Consider the following 15,203-nt stretch of genomic DNA (forward strand, 5'->3'; position numbering starts at 1 on the left):
CGAAGTGAGGTCATTCGTGCGGCCTGGACCACATGCAGAACCCGCCCCGGCCGGAGGCCCCGCGATCGGGGCGGCAGGGCGCCTTGGTGAATCAACGCGCTCGATGACCCAAGATCGCGCCCTGGCGACGCGATCGTGGTCGCGGGTTTTCGGATAAACGCCGTGGACAAGATGTTCGACTTCGCCCTGACCGGCGAACTCCTCGGCCTCGACTTCGTACGGACGGCGCTGCTCGCCGCCGCCGTCCTCGGCCTGGTCGCGGGCGTCCTCGGCCCGCTGGTGGTCATGCGGCGGATGTCGTTCGCCGTGCACGGCACCGCCGAACTGGCCTTCACCGGCGCGGCCGGCGCGCTGCTGCTCGGTGTCGGCGTCGAACTCGGCGGCCTCGCGGGCGCGGTCATCGCCGCCCTGCTGATCGGGATCCTCGGCGGCCGCGAGTCCGAACGCGACTCCGTGATCGGCGTGATCCTCGCCTTCGGGCTCGGCATGGGTGTCCTGCTGCTGTCGTTCTACGAAGGCCGCAGCGCCAACAAGTTCGGCATCCTCGTCGGGCAGATCATCACCATCGACTCGACCAACCTGAACCTCCTCGTCGGCGCCTCGGTCGTCGTCCTGGTGGTGCTCGCGGTGATCTACCGGCCGCTGCTGTTCGCCACGGTCGACCCCGCTGTCGCGACGGCGCGCGGTGTCCCGGTCCGGCTGCTTTCTTTGATCTTCGCGGTGCTGGTCGGCATTTCGAGCGCGCTCGGCGTGCAGATCGTCGGCGCGCTGCTGGTGGTCTCGCTGATGGTGACCCCGGCGGCGGCGGCCGCGCGGGTCACGGCGAGCCCGTGGAAGGCGACCGTGCTGTCGATCGTGTTCGCGGAGATCGCGGCACTCGGCGGGATCATCCTGTCGCTCGCGCCCGGGAAGCCGGTGAGCGCGTTCGTCACGACGATCTCGTTCGTGATCTACCTGGTCTGCCGCCTCATCGCGTGGCTGCGCGGCCGGAGCACGCGGGTCCGCGTCGAGCCGACGGCGACGCCGCAGCCCGCCTTGCGCTAGCGGATCGGGTGCTCGGCGAGCGCCTTCTTGACCGCCTCGAGGAAACCGGGGTCGATGAACGCGAGCTGCCCCCCGGCCACACTGCGCTCCACGGCTTCGAGGACCACGACGTTCGCGTTCACGAAAGCGTCGACGGCCTCGGCCTGCGACGTCTTCTGGGTGAAGTGCGCCAGCATCGTCAAGTTCGTGAAAGCGCCCGAGAGATAGCGCGAAGACGCCTTCGTGAACGAGTCGCCGTAGATCAGGACCTTCTCGTCCACGGTCCCGATCAGCGGGCTCGCCGTGCGGTACACCGGACGGTCGATGTCGCCGTTGGTCTCGCCCGCGCGCTCGACCAGGCCGTCCGGGCGGAGGCTGTACAGCGTGTTCGTCTTCGTGCCCTGCTTGCTGATCAGCGGCGGCAGGTCCGCGACGGCGTCGTACTGCCCGACGGGAACGCTCACCCAGGTCTGCGTGACCCCCGGCTTGATCGCGTTCGCGATCGCGCGCGTCATCACCAGCGCGCCCTCGTCGGCCCAGTGCGTGTCGTTCGGCGGGTAGACCGGCCGCTGCACCCGGCCCTCGGACGCGCGCAGTTCGGGCCGCAGGTCGATCGCGCGGGCGTCCTTGAGCATCCGGTGCCAGGTGGTCGCCTCGGCCGACCGCGAGCAGTCCCGGCCGGGATAGGAGTCGGGCAGGAACTGCGGGACCATCGTCGACTTGTCCGGCGCGACGACCAGCTCGAACCGCCTCCCGGACTGCTCGACCGCGCGTCGCAGCTCGTTGATCTTGTCGATCGTCTCGGGCAGCGGGCGGGACGGATCGCATTTCGCGTCGGCGTCGTAGCCGTAGTACAGCCAGCCGTCGCGACCCTGGACGACCCGGCGGTAGCCGGACGCGGCGTTCGGCGTCGGGCCCTGGGTGGGCGCGGTCTTGGACGGCGTCGGGGCCGGCGGGGCGGGGATCGGGCCCGCCTGCTGCTGCGGTGGCGGCTGGTCGAGCGGGGCGCCTTCGCCGAAGACGCCGCGGCTGATCGCGTCCGCGGCGGTGATCGCGCCCGGCCGGAACGACAGCTGGTCGATGGCCCAGGCGGGCATGTCGGTGAAGAAGCCCCAGCCCTTGTCCAGGCCGGGGAAGCTCGCGAGCTTGTGGTTCTCGATCTCGCCCGGCCGCACGCCGAACACCCACAGCAGCGCGGGGGTGGTGAAGAACAGCAGCGCGCTGATCAGCGCGGTCAGCTGCCTGCCGCCGTGGCGGGGACGGTGCAACGCGTGCTCACGCGGAAGCCACGCCTCGTGGACGGCTGGCAGCTGCTGGGGTTCGGACGCCACCCCTCCACCGTAATCACCCCGTGTCTCCCGCACGTGAGAACACCTCACTTCCGCCCCCACAGATCGCGATTAGCCCGCTAAACGCAGGTCCGTAGGCGCTCCGAGACCTCCGGACCTCCGGGACCGATGCCCCCAATGCCACATTGGAGACACTCAGCGTCTCCAATGTGGCATTGGGGGCATGGCACCCCGCGGGATGCGGCTGCAACCCGGCCCGACCTGCGTTTAGCGAGCTAAACGCGCTCTGTCGCCCTGGAGCCCACCCACCCGGATCGCGTTTAGGGGGCTAAACGCGATCCGGGCCGGGGGCGACCACCTGGACCAAGCGGTGCCGCCGCCCGGGCCCCCACCTGCGTTTAGCGGGCTAAACGCGATCCGGCGTCAGTGGAGCATGAGGAGGACCTGGAGCTCGCCGACCAGAAAGCCGATGAGTCCGCCGACCGCGATGAGCTTCCACTCGTCCTGCCGGAACGCCGGGCGCAGCAGCCCCTCGAACTCCAGCGGCGTCAGCCCGAGCATCCGCCGCTCGACGATCTTCGCGACGTCCATCGCCTCGGTCAGGTAGCCCTCGGCGTGGCGGATCGTCGGCGGCAGCCGCTCCAGCGCCGTCCGCGCGGCCGCCTGTTTGATCTCGCGCAGCCGCTGCCCGCCGACGGCCATCGCGACCATCGGTTTCGCGACGCTAGCCTGCTCGTCGACGGCCTGCGCCACGAGCCGTTCGACCAGCGCGTAGAGCCGGTCCGAGCGTGGCCCGCGAAGGACTGCGTCGAGCAGGTTCGGCACGGTGAGGATCTCGTTCGCGATCATCTCGCCGTACTGATGCGCGACCTCGGCCCGCCGCCGCTGGAACTTGCCCTGCAGGATCACCCGGCCGACCCGCACCGGCTCGCGCGGCACGAAGATCAGTTTGATCGCCAGCCAGTCGGTGAGCAGCCCGATGCAGCCGCCGAAGATCGGCAGCACCCACGGTTCCTTCGTCACCGCCCAGACGATCGCCTGCACGACGCCGAGCCCGAAGCCGAAGTAGATCCCCGTGCGCGCGATGAACGCCATCTCCGGCCGCGACGTCTCACGGATCAACCGGACGAGCAGCTTCTTGTCCCTGGTGAGCCGCTGCACGGTCATGTGCTGGAAGTCGAGCACCTCGTCGAGGTTCTCGGTCATCTCCTCCATGAACTCGCGCACCAGCCGCGGCGTCGAAGACTGGACCTGCTTGATCAGCAGCTCCTGCGCCATCGTCGGCATGACTTCCCAGAGCCTGGGATGGTGCTTCTCGAGCACTTCGCGGGCGACCTCGTCCACGGCCTTCAGCAGCGGCTGCTCGATCTCGCGCGTGATGATCGCCGGGTCGATCCGGCGGAAGACCTCTTTGACGTCCAGCAGGTTCGAAGTCAGCAGTTCGGTCGCGACCGCGGCCATCCGCCCGCCGTGCTTGGGCACCACGCCCTGCCAGCCGAGGAACGGTTTGATCCCGGCGAACTCCAGCGGTTTGAACATCATCTCGATGGCGACGCGTTTGGTGACGTAGCCGATCAGCGCGGCGATGAACGGGATCGCGGCGTACAGCCACCAGTGCCGCGCGAGGTCTTCGAGGACGGCGTCCATAAGACCTCCTCGTTCGAACACCGGGGGAGGGGAAACCGTATCGGTTGGCCGTCAGTGAAGCAGCAGAAGCACCTGAAGTTCACCGACAAGGCCGCCGATCACCGCGCCGACGGCGATCAGTTTCCACTCGTCCTGCCGGAACGCCGGACGCAGCAACTGCTCGAATTCGAGCGGGTTCAGCTGTCGCATTCTGTCCACAATGGTGTTCCGGACGTCGAGCGCGTTGACGGCGTACCCCTCGGCGTGGCGGATCGTCTCCGGGATCCGGGCCGCCGCCTTCGCCGCCGCGGTCTGTTTCATCTCCTGGAACTTCCTGCTCCCGACGGCCATCGCGACGAACGGTTTCACGACGCTCGCCTGCGCGTCGATGGTCCGCTGCACCTCGCGGGTGATCATCGTGAACAGCTTGTCCGACTTCGGTCCGCTCAGCACGGCTTCGAGCAGGTTCGGGATGGTGATGATCTCCTGCGCGATCATGTCGCCGTAGTCGGCGGCGACCTGGTCCTTGCGTTTCTGGAACACGCCTTGCCAGGTGTAGAAGCCGAAGAACCGTTTCGGCTCACGCGGCAGGAAGATCATCTTCAGGGCGATCCAGTCGGTGAACCAGCCGATGCCGATGCCGAACAGCGGCAGCACGATCGGCGACTTCGTCAGTGCCCAGACGAGCAGCTGCACGCAGCCGAGGGAGAAGCCGAACACGATCCCCGACCGCGCGATGAACCGCATCTCCGGTCGCGAGATGTCGCGGATCAGCCGGTTCAGCAAGGCCTTGTCGCGGACGAGGTTCGTCACGACCATGTGCTTGAGGTCGAGGACGTCCTCGATGTTCTCCGCGATCTCGCCCATGATCTTCGTGATCGCGCGCGGCGCTTCGGCCTGTATTCGTTTGAGCAGCAGTTGCTGGGCGGTGTTCGGCAGCACTTCCCACAGTCGCGGCTGGTACTGCTCCATCACCTCGCGGGTGACATCCTCGACGATCCGCAGAAGCGGCTGCTCGATCTCCTTCGCGACCTGCGCCGGGTCGAGCCTGGCGAAGATCTCCTTCGGGTCGACGAGGTTGTTCGTCAGCATCTCGGTGGCGGTGGCCGCCATCCGCTCGGCGTTCGCAGGCAACACCCCCTGCCAGCCGAGGAACGGTTTGACACCGACGAATTCCACCGGTTTGAACATCATCTCGATGGCGACGCGTTTGGTGACGTAGCCGATCAGCGCGGCGATGAACGGCATGGTGACGTACACCGGCCAGTGCTCGCCGAGATCGGCGATGACGGCGTCCACTTTCCAGCCCCTCCCGCGTTCTGCTTGAGGGGAACCTAGCCGCCTGTCCTCAATGGAGGAGTAACAGGACCTGAAGTTCACCCACGAGCCCGCCGATCACCGCGCCGACCGCGATCAGCTTCCATTCGTCCTGCTGGAAGGCGGGACGCAGGATCCCCTCGAACTCGAGCGGGGTCAGTTGCTGCATCTTCGTGACGATGGTGTTGCGGACGTCGAGCGCGTCAGTGGCGTAGCTCTCCACGTGTTTCACCGTTTCGGGGAGATACGAGATCACCTTCTCCGCCGCGGCCTTCTTCATCTCCTGGTACTGCACGCCGCCGACGGTCAGCGCCACCAGCGGTTTCGCGATGCTCGCCTGCGCGTCGATGGTCCGCTGCACCTCGCGGGTGATCATCGCGAACAGCTTGTCCGACTTCGGCCCGGTGAGCACGGCCTCCATCACGTTCCGCACGGTGAGGACCTCGTCCGCGATCAGTGCGCCGTAGTCCTTCGCGACGGCCTGACGGCGTTTCTGGAACATGCCCTGCCAGCTGAAGAACAGGAACCGGCGCGGCTCACGCGGGTAGAAGATCATTTTCAGGGCCAGCCAGTCCGTGACGAACCCCGTGACGAAACCGAAGATCGGCATGATCAGCGGCTGCTTCGTCAGCGCCCACGCGACGAACTGGACGAGACCGATGACGAAGCCGAAGTAGATGCCGGACCGGGCGATGAAGCGGAGTTCCGGGGTCGCGACCTCCTTGATCAGGCGGCAGGTCAGCGATTTGTCGCGGACCATCGCGTTGATCAGCATGTCGTTGACGTCGAGGACCTCGTCGATGTTCGTCGACACCTCGCGCATCAGCCGCGCGACGACCTTCGGCGCCTGCGCGCGGACCTGGTCGACCAGCATTCGCTGCGCCCGCGTCGGCAGCAGTTCCCACAGTCGCGGCTGGTACTGCTCCATCACCTCGCGGGTGACGTCCTCGACAGCCTTGAGGAGCGGCTCTTCCAGTTCCTTGACCACCTCGTCGGGATCGAGCCGGGAGAAGATCTCCTGCGGATCGACGAGGTTCTTGGTCAGCAGGTCGACGGCGGTGGTCGCCATCCGGCGCGAGTTGGCCGGGATGACCCCCTGCCAGCCGAGCAGGGGTTTGATCCCGACGAACTCCAGCGGCCGGAACATCATCTCGATGGCGACGCGTTTCGTGATGTAGCCGATGAGCGCGGCGATGAAGGGCATCGTGGCGTAGACGTGCCAGTGCTCGCGGATGTCTTCGAGGATCGCCGAGATGTCCAACCGGGCCTCCCCCGCTTACGACCTGTCAACAATGCAGGATGCCATGGGATCGCCCGGCCGCACGCCGAGTGCAGCCGTTTGGCGGTACTACCTGACGGGCCCAAGCTCATTAAGGTGTCCGCCATGGTCGCTCCTGAGAAGACGGCGCCTCAGGCGCCCTCAGCGAAATCGTCCCAGTTCGCGGTCGCTGTCCGCGGTTATGACAAGCGTCAGGTCGACGAGCGTCTCGTCGAGCTGTCGGCCGAACTCAAGCAGACCTCGCGCAACCGCGACGAGGCCGTGGCGACCGCCGGTGAACTCACCAAGGCGCTCGGCCACGCCCAGAAGGAACTGGACGAGACCAAGGCCGCCCTCGTACGGATGAGTTCGAGCCCGTCCGGCGCCGGCGCGATGGCCGAACGCGTCCGGATGATGATGCAGCTCGCCGAGGAGGAGATCGCCGACCTCAAGGCCGCCGCGGAAGCCGACGCCAAGTCGACCCGGGCCGAAGCGGACAAGTACGCCCACGAGACGCAGCGTACGACCGAACAGGCGGCCAAGGACGCGCAGACCGAGCGAGAGAAGCTGCTCGCGGACGCCAAGGCCGAGATCGAGCGGCTGAACTCCGACGCGGCGCAGAAGCGCAAGGAGCTGGACCTGGAGAGCGTCCGGACCCGCGCCGCCGCCGACAAGAAGGCCGAGGAGGCTTCGGCCGCCCGTCGTGCGGAAGCGGAGAAGGCGTCCGCGGACAAGATCGCGGAAGCCGACCGGGTGTCGGCGGGTAAACGCTCCGAAGCCGAGCGGATCTCGGCGGAGAAGGTCGCCAAGTCGGAGAAATCTTCGGCGGAGGACATCGCCGCGAAGCAGGAGCAGGTCGCGGAGGCTCTCACCGACGCGAAGACCCAACAGGCCGAGGCTCAGCACGCACGGAAGCTCGCGCTGGACCTCCGGTCGAAAGTCGCCGATCGGCTTTCCGCCACGGACGTCGCCGTCCAGGAGGCCATCCGGCTGCTGGCTCCCGCCCCGGACGCTGACTCGCCCGCCGCTCCAGCCGCAGCCGGGGCAGCCAAACCGGAGACAGTCAAGCCGGAAGCGTCCAAGCCGGAGGCCGCGCCGAAGCAGGCTCCTATCAAGACCAATGGCCCACGCCCTTCCTGATCTCTCAGCCCTGTTCTCTCAACGCCGGACGACGGCGAACAGCTCGTCGTCGATCCAGCCTCTGATGTGCAGTTCGGTGCAGAACCGCAGGTAGGACTCGGCGAGCGCGGCACTTTCGCGCTCGTCGGGTTCGACCAGCGTTCCCTTGCCGAGCCCTTCGGATGCCTCGGTGAGCCCACCCGGCAGGACTCCCGCCGCGGCCAGCAGCGCCGCGCCGTACCCCGTTTCGGCCTGGGGCGACACCCGCAGACCGAGACCGGTGACGGTCGCCCTGATCCGCGTCCACAAAGGACTCTTGCTGCCGCCGCCCGCCGCCAGCAGCGGTTCGGTGATCGTGACGCCGAGGCGGCGCAGATGGTCCAGCGCCAGCCGCTCGAGGAACGCGACGCCCTCCAGTCTGGCGCGGTGCAGCTCCACCTCGTCGGCCTCGCCGGACACGAAGCCCTCGGCATCCGCGCTGGCGAACGGGAAGCGTTCGCCCTTGCGCCGCAACGGGTACGCGATCACCTTCGCCGGGCCCAGCGCGGCCGCCGCCGCGTCCAACTCGGCAAGGTGTTCCTGCCCGGCGATGGCCTCGCCGCCGGTGTTCGACGCGCCACCGGGCAGCCACCAGCCGTCCGGATGGCGGTGGCTGTACATCGCCCCTGTCGGATCCGGCACCAGTTCTGCGGTGACCCCTTTGAGCACGTACGTCGTGCCGAGGATCCCGACGAAGCTCCCGGGGGTGACCGCCCCGGCCGCGAGCTGGCCCGCGCAGCCGTCGGTCATCCCGGCCACGACGAGACAGCCCGCCGGGAGCCCCGCGATCGGACGGGCCATCGTGCCCAGCACGGTGGCCGGCGCGGCCACCGGCGGGAGCAGGCCTTCCGGGACCCCCAAGGCAGCGAAGACCTCGGTCGGCCATTCGAGGGCCAGCGGGTCATAGCCGCTCTTCAAGGCATGAGACCAGTCGCTCGCCACCGGCACGCCGGTGAGCTTCGCGGCGATCAGATCGGGTGTGTGCCGGATCCCGGCGACGCCGGGGACGTGCTCGGACAGCCAGGCGATCCGGCCGAGCGCGGCCGTGGCCGACACCCCGAAGCCGAGCCGCCGCCAGCGATCCGCGCCGAGTTCGGTGGCCTTGCGGTTGAGCTCCGCGCCGCGCCTGTCGTCGTACATCAGCGCGGGCGTGACCGGCTCACCCGAGGCGTCGACCGCGACGATCGTCCCCGACGTCGCGGCGACGGCCACCGCGGCGACCTCGCCGCCCCTGCCCGGCAGCTCGCCGGTGACCTTCGCCAGCACCGTCTTCACCGCGGGCCACCAGGACCGGGCGTCCTGCTCGCTGTGCCCGCGGTCGTCACGGACCGGCGCGGGCAGCGGCTCGGCGGCCGAAGCGAGGACGGTGCCGTCGCACACCGCGAGGGCACGGACCCCCGCGGTGGCGACGTCGATGCCGATCGTGACGGGGTGGTTCACGTCGTGACGACCTTCTCTCCGACTTGCTGCAGGCTCTTGTCCTCTTCGATCGCCTTCGCCGTCTCTTCGGGCAGCTTCAGGTAGCGCACCAAGACCGCTGCGACCAGGTACAGCGCGGCGAAGACGATCACCACTCCGGCCGCGCCCAGCGGGCCGAGGAACACGCTGACGATCGCCGGCCCGACGAACGCCGCCGCGCCCGCGCCCAGGTTCAGCAGGGCCATCGCGCCGCCCTTGTTCTCCGGGGCGAGGGAGGGGAGCAGCGCCGAGATCGGCACGAACCCGGCGAGCGTGGCGCCGTACAGCGCGCCGACGAGCAGCGCGAGCCAGTAGTACTCGGCGCCCATCGCTATCGGGACGAAGTAGAGAAGCAGGATCGAGATCGCACAGCCGATCGCGCCGAACCAGAAGATCGTGGTGCGCCAGCCGATCCTGTCGCTCAGCACGCCGAAGATCAGGTTGAAGAAGATGTTCGTGCCGTAGATGACCGAGACCAGGAGCAGCCATTTGCTCTCCCCGAACCCGATGCCCTCGATGAAGATCGTCGGGAAGAACACCAGCATGCCGAACTCCGGCGCGGTGTTGATGACGCGGACGAGCATCCCCACGCCGACGCGGGGCTTCTTCCAGGCGATCGACACGCTGGAGACCAGGCTCTGCACCGGTTTCACGTCCGGTGGCGCGAGCCGGGTGTACCCCGTCCGCTGCCGGACGCCGAAGATCGCCAGCAAACCGCCGAGCGCGAGCAGCGCCACCGACACCCAGAGCGTGCCGTACTGGCCCAGCACCGGGTTCGTGAAGCTCGCGACCAGCGCGCCCAGTGTCGGCAGCCCACCGGTGAAGGCGAAGTAGAACCAGCCCACGGCCGCGCCGAGCCTGGCGACCGGCGCCACCGCGGTGATCCAGACCAGGAAACCGAACGCGAACATCGGATAACCGAAGCCCCGGAGGCCGTAGAACACCAGCATCAGCGCGTAGTTCTCACCGGATACCGCGATCGCGAGGAACAACACGTCGAACACCAGCCAGATGGCCAGGCCGATCATCATCACGCGGCGCGGTCCCCAGAGATCCGACAGCGCGCCCGAAAGCCACGACGCCAGCATCACGGCGACGCCGTACACCGTGATGACGTACGAAGCCTTGATCTCGGTGCCCGCGCCGTTGTCCGCCATGAACGGCGCGATGAAGCCCGACTCGACCCCGTCGCCGATCATGAACAGCAGCAGCCCGGCGTAGCCGAGGAACAGCGGGGCGGGCAGGCCCCAGCGGTTCAATACGCGGGCGAACCCGCTCCCGGATCGCGATAACGGCGGTGTTACCTGGTTCATGCACGCCTCCATGACGTCGTGTTCAGCGTATCATGGATCGTGTTAACTTAACTTTCAAGATGTTACATCGGTGGATTTTCGTGTTAGCCTCGCGCGCCCGGGCCGGTTGCTCAGGGTGTCCTCGCGACGATGGAGGAATCGGGACACTGAACGTCCCGATTCCTCCATCGTCGACCCAGCACTCTCCTGACACGTCACCTTCGCGCAGGTCCGATGCGGGTAGGCAAATACCGGCCCGCCCTGACCCGAATCGCCACTCACGACCAACGCGCCCCACCCGCCGCGGCCCCTGGCCGCCTTCACACGTGGCCGCTGTAACTGCTGGCGAACGTGCGACCGGATCGGCGATCAACCATGGCCAGGCGAAGCGCAGAGGTCGCCGTCCCGAGGGGGAGCTAAAGGGGGCTCGCTCTCAAACTTCCGCGACGTCCACTTCCACCTGGCTCCGCATCTCCTCTGCCAGATGGTCTTCCACCCCGTCGTCGACGATCAGCACGTCGAAGTCGCTCAGCGGCGCCAGCCGGTGCAGCGCCGCGCGTTCGGTCTTGCTGTGATCCATCAGCAGCACCTTCGTCCGCGCGCTGGCCAGCATCGCGCGTTTGAGCATCACGATCTCCGGCTCCTGGTGGAAGGTCATCCGCGTGTTCATCGCCGAGGTCGAAACGAAGGTCGCGTCGACGTTGATCCGCTCGATGGCCTCCAGGCTCTGCATGCCGAGGAACGAGTCGTGGGTCGCCGAGTAGTCCCCGCCGATGCAGATGAGCCGCAGGTCGGGAACGCCTTTGAGTAGTTCGATGGCACCGAGGTAGTTCGTCGCGACGGTCAGCGGCGTGACGCGGTGCAGCATCTTCGCCAGCGCGAGCGCGCTCGTGGAGTCGTCGAGCAGGATCGACATCCCCGGCTCGACGCGGGCGAGCGCGTGCGCGGCGATCGCCTCCTTCTCCTCCGAATGCACGTTCATCCGGTAGTCGGCGTTGCTTTCGAAGACCGTCGAAGGCATGGCCGAAACGCCGCCCCGGTACTTCCGCAGCAGGCCGCGCCGGGCGAGTTCGTCGACGTCGCGGTGCACGGTCATGGTGCTGACGCCGGTGAGTGCCACCAGGTCGGAGATGGTGGCGGAGCCGGACTTGAAGACGTGTTCGGTGATCTGCCGCTGGCGCGTGTTACGAGAGTGCGCGCTCGCGCCGGCCGTCTTCTCATCACTCATGGTGTCAGTATCGCGCGCGGGCAGGCTGATTGAGACGCAGCAGGCCGGTGCGTGCGCCGTCGATCGCGATCTCGGTGACGGCCGCGTTGTCCAGCCGCGGGAACACCGTGCGGTAGGTCTCGAGCGGGATGCCGAGCAGTGCGCACAAGGTGAGCCTGATCAGGGTGTTGTGCGCGACGACCAGCACCGTCTCGCCCGGCACCTCGGCGGCGATCCCGCGCAGTGCCCTCGCGCCGCGGGCGGCCGCGTCCCGTGGCGGCTCCGAGCCGGGGAAAGCGCCGGTCACGGGGTTGGCGAGAAACCTCGCGACCGCGTCGGGATCCGCCGCCGCCAGCTCGTCCCTGGTGCGTCCTTCCATGCGTCCGAAGTGGACTTCGCGCAGCTCGTCGACCACTCGTAAAGGCAGGCCCAGGGCCTCGGCCGACGGTTCCGCGGTGCGGCGCGCGCGGCTCTGCGGAGAGCAGAACACGGCCGTCGGGCCCGCCGCCGCGGCGAACCCGGCGAGCTCGCCCGCCTGCTCGAGTCCTTCGTCGGTCAGCGCGACCTCGCTGCTGCCCGCGTACCTGTTCTCGGCATGCCATTCGGTCTGGCCGTGTCGTGCCACTAGTAACCGTGCGACCACGATATCCCTCCTTCGAGCTTGCTCAGATCACATCATCGATGTTAACTTAACAGCATCGATGTGAAAGGAGACGCCGGATGGCACTCGCCGCGGTGGTGTTCGACCTGGACGGTGTCCTCGTCGACAGTGAACACCTCTGGGAAGAGAATTGGGTGGCGTACGCCGCCCGGCACAGGACCGAATGGACCGCTGAGGACACCGCGTCCGTGCAGGGGATGAGCGCGCCCGAATGGGCCGGCTACCTGGCGAAGCGGTCCGGCACGCCGGAAAGCGCGGTCGACGTCGAGCGGGCCGTGGTGGACGGCATGATCGCCGCGATCGAAGCGGGAGAGGCGCCCTTGCTGCCGGGCGCCGGCGAAATGGTCCGCGAGGTGAGCGCGAAGGTGCCGGTCGCGCTGGCGTCGTCGGCCGCCCGCCGTGTGATCGACGCGGTCCTCGACAAACACGGGCTCACCGGCGAGTTCACCGCGACCGTCTCCAGTGCCGAGGTCGCCAGGGGCAAGCCGAGCCCGGATGTCTACCTCGAAGCCGCCGCCAGACTCGGCCGCTCCGGCGAAGAATGCCTGGGCGTCGAAGACTCCGGCAACGGTATCCGTGCCGCCGCCGCGGCCGGGCTCACCGTGATCGCGTTGCCGAACCCGGTGTACCCGCCGAAGCCGGACGCGCTCGACCTGGCCGCCGCGGTCGCGGAGAACAACGACGACGTGCGCCGCAAGCTGCTCGCCTACCTCTCCGGTGAATTCGCGGAGGCGAGCGGGCGATGACAATCCTGGGTGCCGCGGAGACGTTCAAACGCGACTGGCTGGACGGGTTCGTCACCGCCTACGGGCGTTCGGTGCGCAAGGTCCCGGGCGCCTATGGCGTGCTGCGCCGGGAAGAAGCCGAGCGCAAGGTCGCGGTGGTGATCGGCGGCGGCTGCGGGCACTATCCCGCGTTCGCCGGGCTGGTCGGTCCCGGTCTCGCCGACGGCGCGGTGGTGGGCGATGTGTTCACCAGCCCGAGCGCCGAGCAGGTCTACCGCACGGCGCGCGCCGCGGAGAGCGGTGCCGGAGTGCTCTTCGGCTACGGCAACTACCAAGGCGATGTGCTGCACTTCGGGCTCGCCGCCCGCAGGCTGGCGGCCGAGGGCGTCGAAAGCCGCACGATCCTGGTCACCGACGACATCGCCAGCGGTCCCGCCGACGCGCCGGAACGGCGTCGCGGCGTCGCGGGCGACTTCCTGGTCTTCAAGATCGCGGGCGCCGCCGCCGAACGCGGTGAAGACCTCGCCGCCGTGCACGCCGTGGCGGAGAAGGCGAACGCGAACACCCGGACCTTCGGGGTGGCGTTCGGCGGGTGCACGCTGCCCGGCGCCTCCGAACCGCTGTTCACCGTCGGCGAGAATGAGATGGAACTGGGGCTCGGCATCCACGGCGAGCCCGGTGTGCGCACGGTCGGCAGGCTGAGCGCCCGGGAACTGGCCGACGAACTGGTCGACGGCCTCCTCCCGGAACTGCCTGCCGGCGACGGGCGCGTGGTGGTCCTGCTGAACGGATTGGGCCGCACCAAATACGAAGAGATGTTCGCGACCTACACCCGGGTGCACGAGCGGCTCGCCGCGGCGGGGCTCAGCCCGATGCACACCGAGGTCGGCGAGTTCGTCACGTCTCTCGACATGGCTGGTGTTTCGCTGTCGATCCTGGTACTCGACGACGAACTCGCCGAGCTCTACGCGGCACCCTGTGACACCCCGGGCTACCGGAGCACCGGTGCCGCGCTGGCGCAGGTCCCGTTGGAGTCCACAGTGGACTCACTGCTGACTGAGAGCGAGCAGGGGCAGGGCATCGTGGACCGCGCGTTGACGGCGGCCCTGCGTGACGTCGAGGCCAACGAAGCCGAGCTCGGCAGGCTGGACGCGGTCGCTGCCGACGGTGACCACGGGCTGGGCATGACCAGGGGAATGCGGGCCGCGGTGGCCGCCGCGAGGCGCGACGAAGCTTCGCCGTCCAGCGCGCTCCTGGCGGCGGGAACGGCGTTCGCCGATGCGGCGGGCGGAGCGTCCGGAGCCCTGTATGGGGTCTTGCTGGCCGAAACCGGTGCCGGACTGCAGGGCCGGTCCGGAGACGAGGTCAGCACGGACGTCCTCGCGGACGCCGTGGACGGTGCGGTGACGGCCTTCGTCGAACTGGGCAAGGCCGAACCCGGTGAGAAGACCATGCTCGACGCCATCGAGCCGTTCCGGCTGGCGTTGCGCGAACAGGCCGCTGCGGGCGCCGACGTCCCGCAGGCCTGGCAGAAAGCGGCCCAGGTCGCGGTGAGCGCGGCCGAGGCCACGGCGGACCTGCTGCCCGCCAAGGGGCGGGCGGCGCGGTTGGCGGAGCGGAGCAAGGGCCACCCCGATCCCGGGGCCACCTCGTTCGCGCTGCTCGTCACCGCGGTCGGCCAGGTTCTGGGAAAGGAAGACTGAATGCGGATCGTGGTGGCGGCGGACAACGCCGGGGTGGCACTCAAGGACCAGCTGCGTGACCTGCTCCTCGCCGACGACAGGGTGGACGAGGTCACCGACCTCGGCGTGGCCGACGGCTCGGACGACAAGGCGTACCCGTTGCTCGGACTCGCGGCGGCGGAGACGATCGCGCGGGGCGAGGCGGATCGCGGCGTACTGGTCTGCGGGACCGGGATCGGCATGGCCATCTCGGCGAACAAGGTTCCCGGTGTCCGGGCCACGGTCGCGCACGATTCGTACTCGGCCGAGCGTTCGGTGAAATCGAACGACTGCCAGGTGATCACCTTCGGCGCGCGGGCGATCGGCCCGGAACTGGCGAAGAAGATCGTCGGCGAATGGGTCGGATACCGCTTCGACCCGGCCTCGGCCAGCGCGAGCAAGGTCGCACACATCACCGAATACGAGCAAGCTCAGAGTGCCTTTTGATGAATCCGCGACCGCGATCGA

General features: G+C 68.4%; 13 protein-coding genes. 5 read left to right on the plus strand and 8 right to left on the minus strand.

The genetic code is table 11. The features are described 5' to 3' along the window. Positions 1 to 162: 162 nt before the first annotated feature. A complete protein-coding gene (locus ACFOSH_RS14740) occupies positions 163 to 1,044 on the plus strand; it encodes a metal ABC transporter permease (protein ID WP_378239420.1) in 882 nt (293 codons plus the stop codon). On the opposite strand, the gene ACFOSH_RS14745 is transcribed toward ACFOSH_RS14740, so the two are convergent. The 4 genes from ACFOSH_RS14745 to ACFOSH_RS14760 all read right to left on the minus strand — a co-directional run bounded on the left by ACFOSH_RS14745 (position 1,041) and on the right by ACFOSH_RS14760 (position 6,516). Next, complete coding sequence (locus ACFOSH_RS14745; RefSeq protein WP_378239421.1) at positions 1,041 to 2,354, minus strand: alginate O-acetyltransferase AlgX-related protein; 1,314 nt, start codon at positions 2,352 to 2,354, stop codon at positions 1,041 to 1,043. The two genes, ACFOSH_RS14740 and ACFOSH_RS14745, sit on opposite strands and share 4 nt — an antisense overlap. Before the next feature lie 381 nt (positions 2,355 to 2,735). After that, on the minus strand, positions 2,736 to 3,959 hold the full coding sequence (locus ACFOSH_RS14750) for a DUF445 domain-containing protein (RefSeq protein ID WP_378239422.1): 1,224 nt from the start codon (positions 3,957 to 3,959) through the stop codon (positions 2,736 to 2,738). 51 nt (positions 3,960 to 4,010) lie between these two features. Beyond that, the gene (locus ACFOSH_RS14755) at positions 4,011 to 5,237 is read right to left on the minus strand and encodes a DUF445 domain-containing protein (protein ID WP_378239423.1); all 1,227 of its coding nucleotides are present in this window, start codon (positions 5,235 to 5,237) and stop codon (positions 4,011 to 4,013) included. Positions 5,238 to 5,286: 49 nt separating this feature from the next. After that, on the minus strand, positions 5,287 to 6,516 hold the full coding sequence (locus ACFOSH_RS14760) for a DUF445 family protein (RefSeq protein WP_378239425.1): 1,230 nt from the start codon (positions 6,514 to 6,516) through the stop codon (positions 5,287 to 5,289). A 123-nt stretch (positions 6,517 to 6,639) separates the two neighbouring features. On the opposite strand from ACFOSH_RS14760, the gene ACFOSH_RS14765 reads away from it, so the two are divergent. Then, positions 6,640 to 7,653, plus strand: coding sequence for a hypothetical protein (locus ACFOSH_RS14765; RefSeq protein WP_378239426.1), 1,014 nt, complete (start codon positions 6,640 to 6,642; stop codon positions 7,651 to 7,653). 18 nt (positions 7,654 to 7,671) lie between these two features. Here the strand turns inward: ACFOSH_RS14765 and ACFOSH_RS14770 are convergent, their stop codons facing one another. The 4 genes from ACFOSH_RS14770 to ACFOSH_RS14785 form a co-directional block, all read right to left on the minus strand. Beyond that, positions 7,672 to 9,111: an FGGY-family carbohydrate kinase gene (locus tag ACFOSH_RS14770; protein ID WP_378239427.1), complete on the minus strand. Its 1,440-nt coding sequence runs from the start codon at positions 9,109 to 9,111 to the stop codon at positions 7,672 to 7,674. Then, positions 9,108 to 10,442 carry an MFS transporter gene (locus ACFOSH_RS14775; RefSeq protein ID WP_378239428.1) on the minus strand — a complete coding sequence of 445 codons (1,335 nt, stop codon included), beginning with the start codon at positions 10,440 to 10,442 and terminating at the stop codon, positions 9,108 to 9,110. The genes ACFOSH_RS14770 and ACFOSH_RS14775 overlap by 4 nt, the downstream gene beginning before the upstream one ends. Before the next feature lie 412 nt (positions 10,443 to 10,854). After that, positions 10,855 to 11,649, minus strand: coding sequence for a DeoR/GlpR family DNA-binding transcription regulator (locus ACFOSH_RS14780; RefSeq protein WP_378239429.1), 795 nt, complete (start codon positions 11,647 to 11,649; stop codon positions 10,855 to 10,857). A 4-nt stretch (positions 11,650 to 11,653) separates the two neighbouring features. Next, positions 11,654 to 12,271, minus strand: coding sequence for a histidine phosphatase family protein (locus ACFOSH_RS14785; protein ID WP_378239431.1), 618 nt, complete (start codon positions 12,269 to 12,271; stop codon positions 11,654 to 11,656). 77 nt (positions 12,272 to 12,348) lie between these two features. Here ACFOSH_RS14785 and ACFOSH_RS14790 point away from each other — a divergent pair, with 77 nt between their 5' ends. From ACFOSH_RS14790 to ACFOSH_RS14800, 3 genes are read left to right on the plus strand one after another with little or no spacing between them, the layout of a single operon-like run. Next, positions 12,349 to 13,035, plus strand: coding sequence for an HAD family hydrolase (locus ACFOSH_RS14790; RefSeq protein WP_378239433.1), 687 nt, complete (start codon positions 12,349 to 12,351; stop codon positions 13,033 to 13,035). Beyond that, complete coding sequence (locus ACFOSH_RS14795) at positions 13,032 to 14,717, plus strand: dihydroxyacetone kinase family protein (RefSeq protein ID WP_378239434.1); 1,686 nt, start codon at positions 13,032 to 13,034, stop codon at positions 14,715 to 14,717. Before ACFOSH_RS14790 ends, ACFOSH_RS14795 begins: the two co-directional genes overlap by 4 nt. Next, positions 14,718 to 15,182, plus strand: coding sequence for a ribose-5-phosphate isomerase (locus ACFOSH_RS14800; protein ID WP_378239435.1), 465 nt, complete (start codon positions 14,718 to 14,720; stop codon positions 15,180 to 15,182). Positions 15,183 to 15,203: the final 21 nt, after the last annotated feature.

Origin of the sequence: Amycolatopsis speibonae (assembly GCF_042647925.1) — a bacterium.
GTDB classification, from domain to species: domain Bacteria; phylum Actinomycetota; class Actinomycetes; order Mycobacteriales; family Pseudonocardiaceae; genus Amycolatopsis; species Amycolatopsis speibonae.

Excerpts from the sequence above, each read along its gene's own strand:
- ACFOSH_RS14750 (WP_378239422.1), bottom strand. The coding sequence starts at position 3,959 with ATGGACGCCGTCCTCGAAGACCTCGCGCGGCACTGGTGGCTGTACGCC.
- ACFOSH_RS14765 (WP_378239426.1), top strand. The coding sequence starts at position 6,640 with ATGGTCGCTCCTGAGAAGACGGCGCCTCAGGCGCCCTCAGCGAAATCG.
- ACFOSH_RS14775 (WP_378239428.1), bottom strand. The coding sequence starts at position 10,442 with ATGAACCAGGTAACACCGCCGTTATCGCGATCCGGGAGCGGGTTCGCC.
- ACFOSH_RS14780 (WP_378239429.1), bottom strand. The coding sequence starts at position 11,649 with ATGAGTGATGAGAAGACGGCCGGCGCGAGCGCGCACTCTCGTAACACG.
- ACFOSH_RS14790 (WP_378239433.1), top strand. The coding sequence starts at position 12,349 with ATGGCACTCGCCGCGGTGGTGTTCGACCTGGACGGTGTCCTCGTCGAC.
- ACFOSH_RS14795 (WP_378239434.1), top strand. The coding sequence starts at position 13,032 with ATGACAATCCTGGGTGCCGCGGAGACGTTCAAACGCGACTGGCTGGAC.
- ACFOSH_RS14800 (WP_378239435.1), top strand. The coding sequence starts at position 14,718 with ATGCGGATCGTGGTGGCGGCGGACAACGCCGGGGTGGCACTCAAGGAC.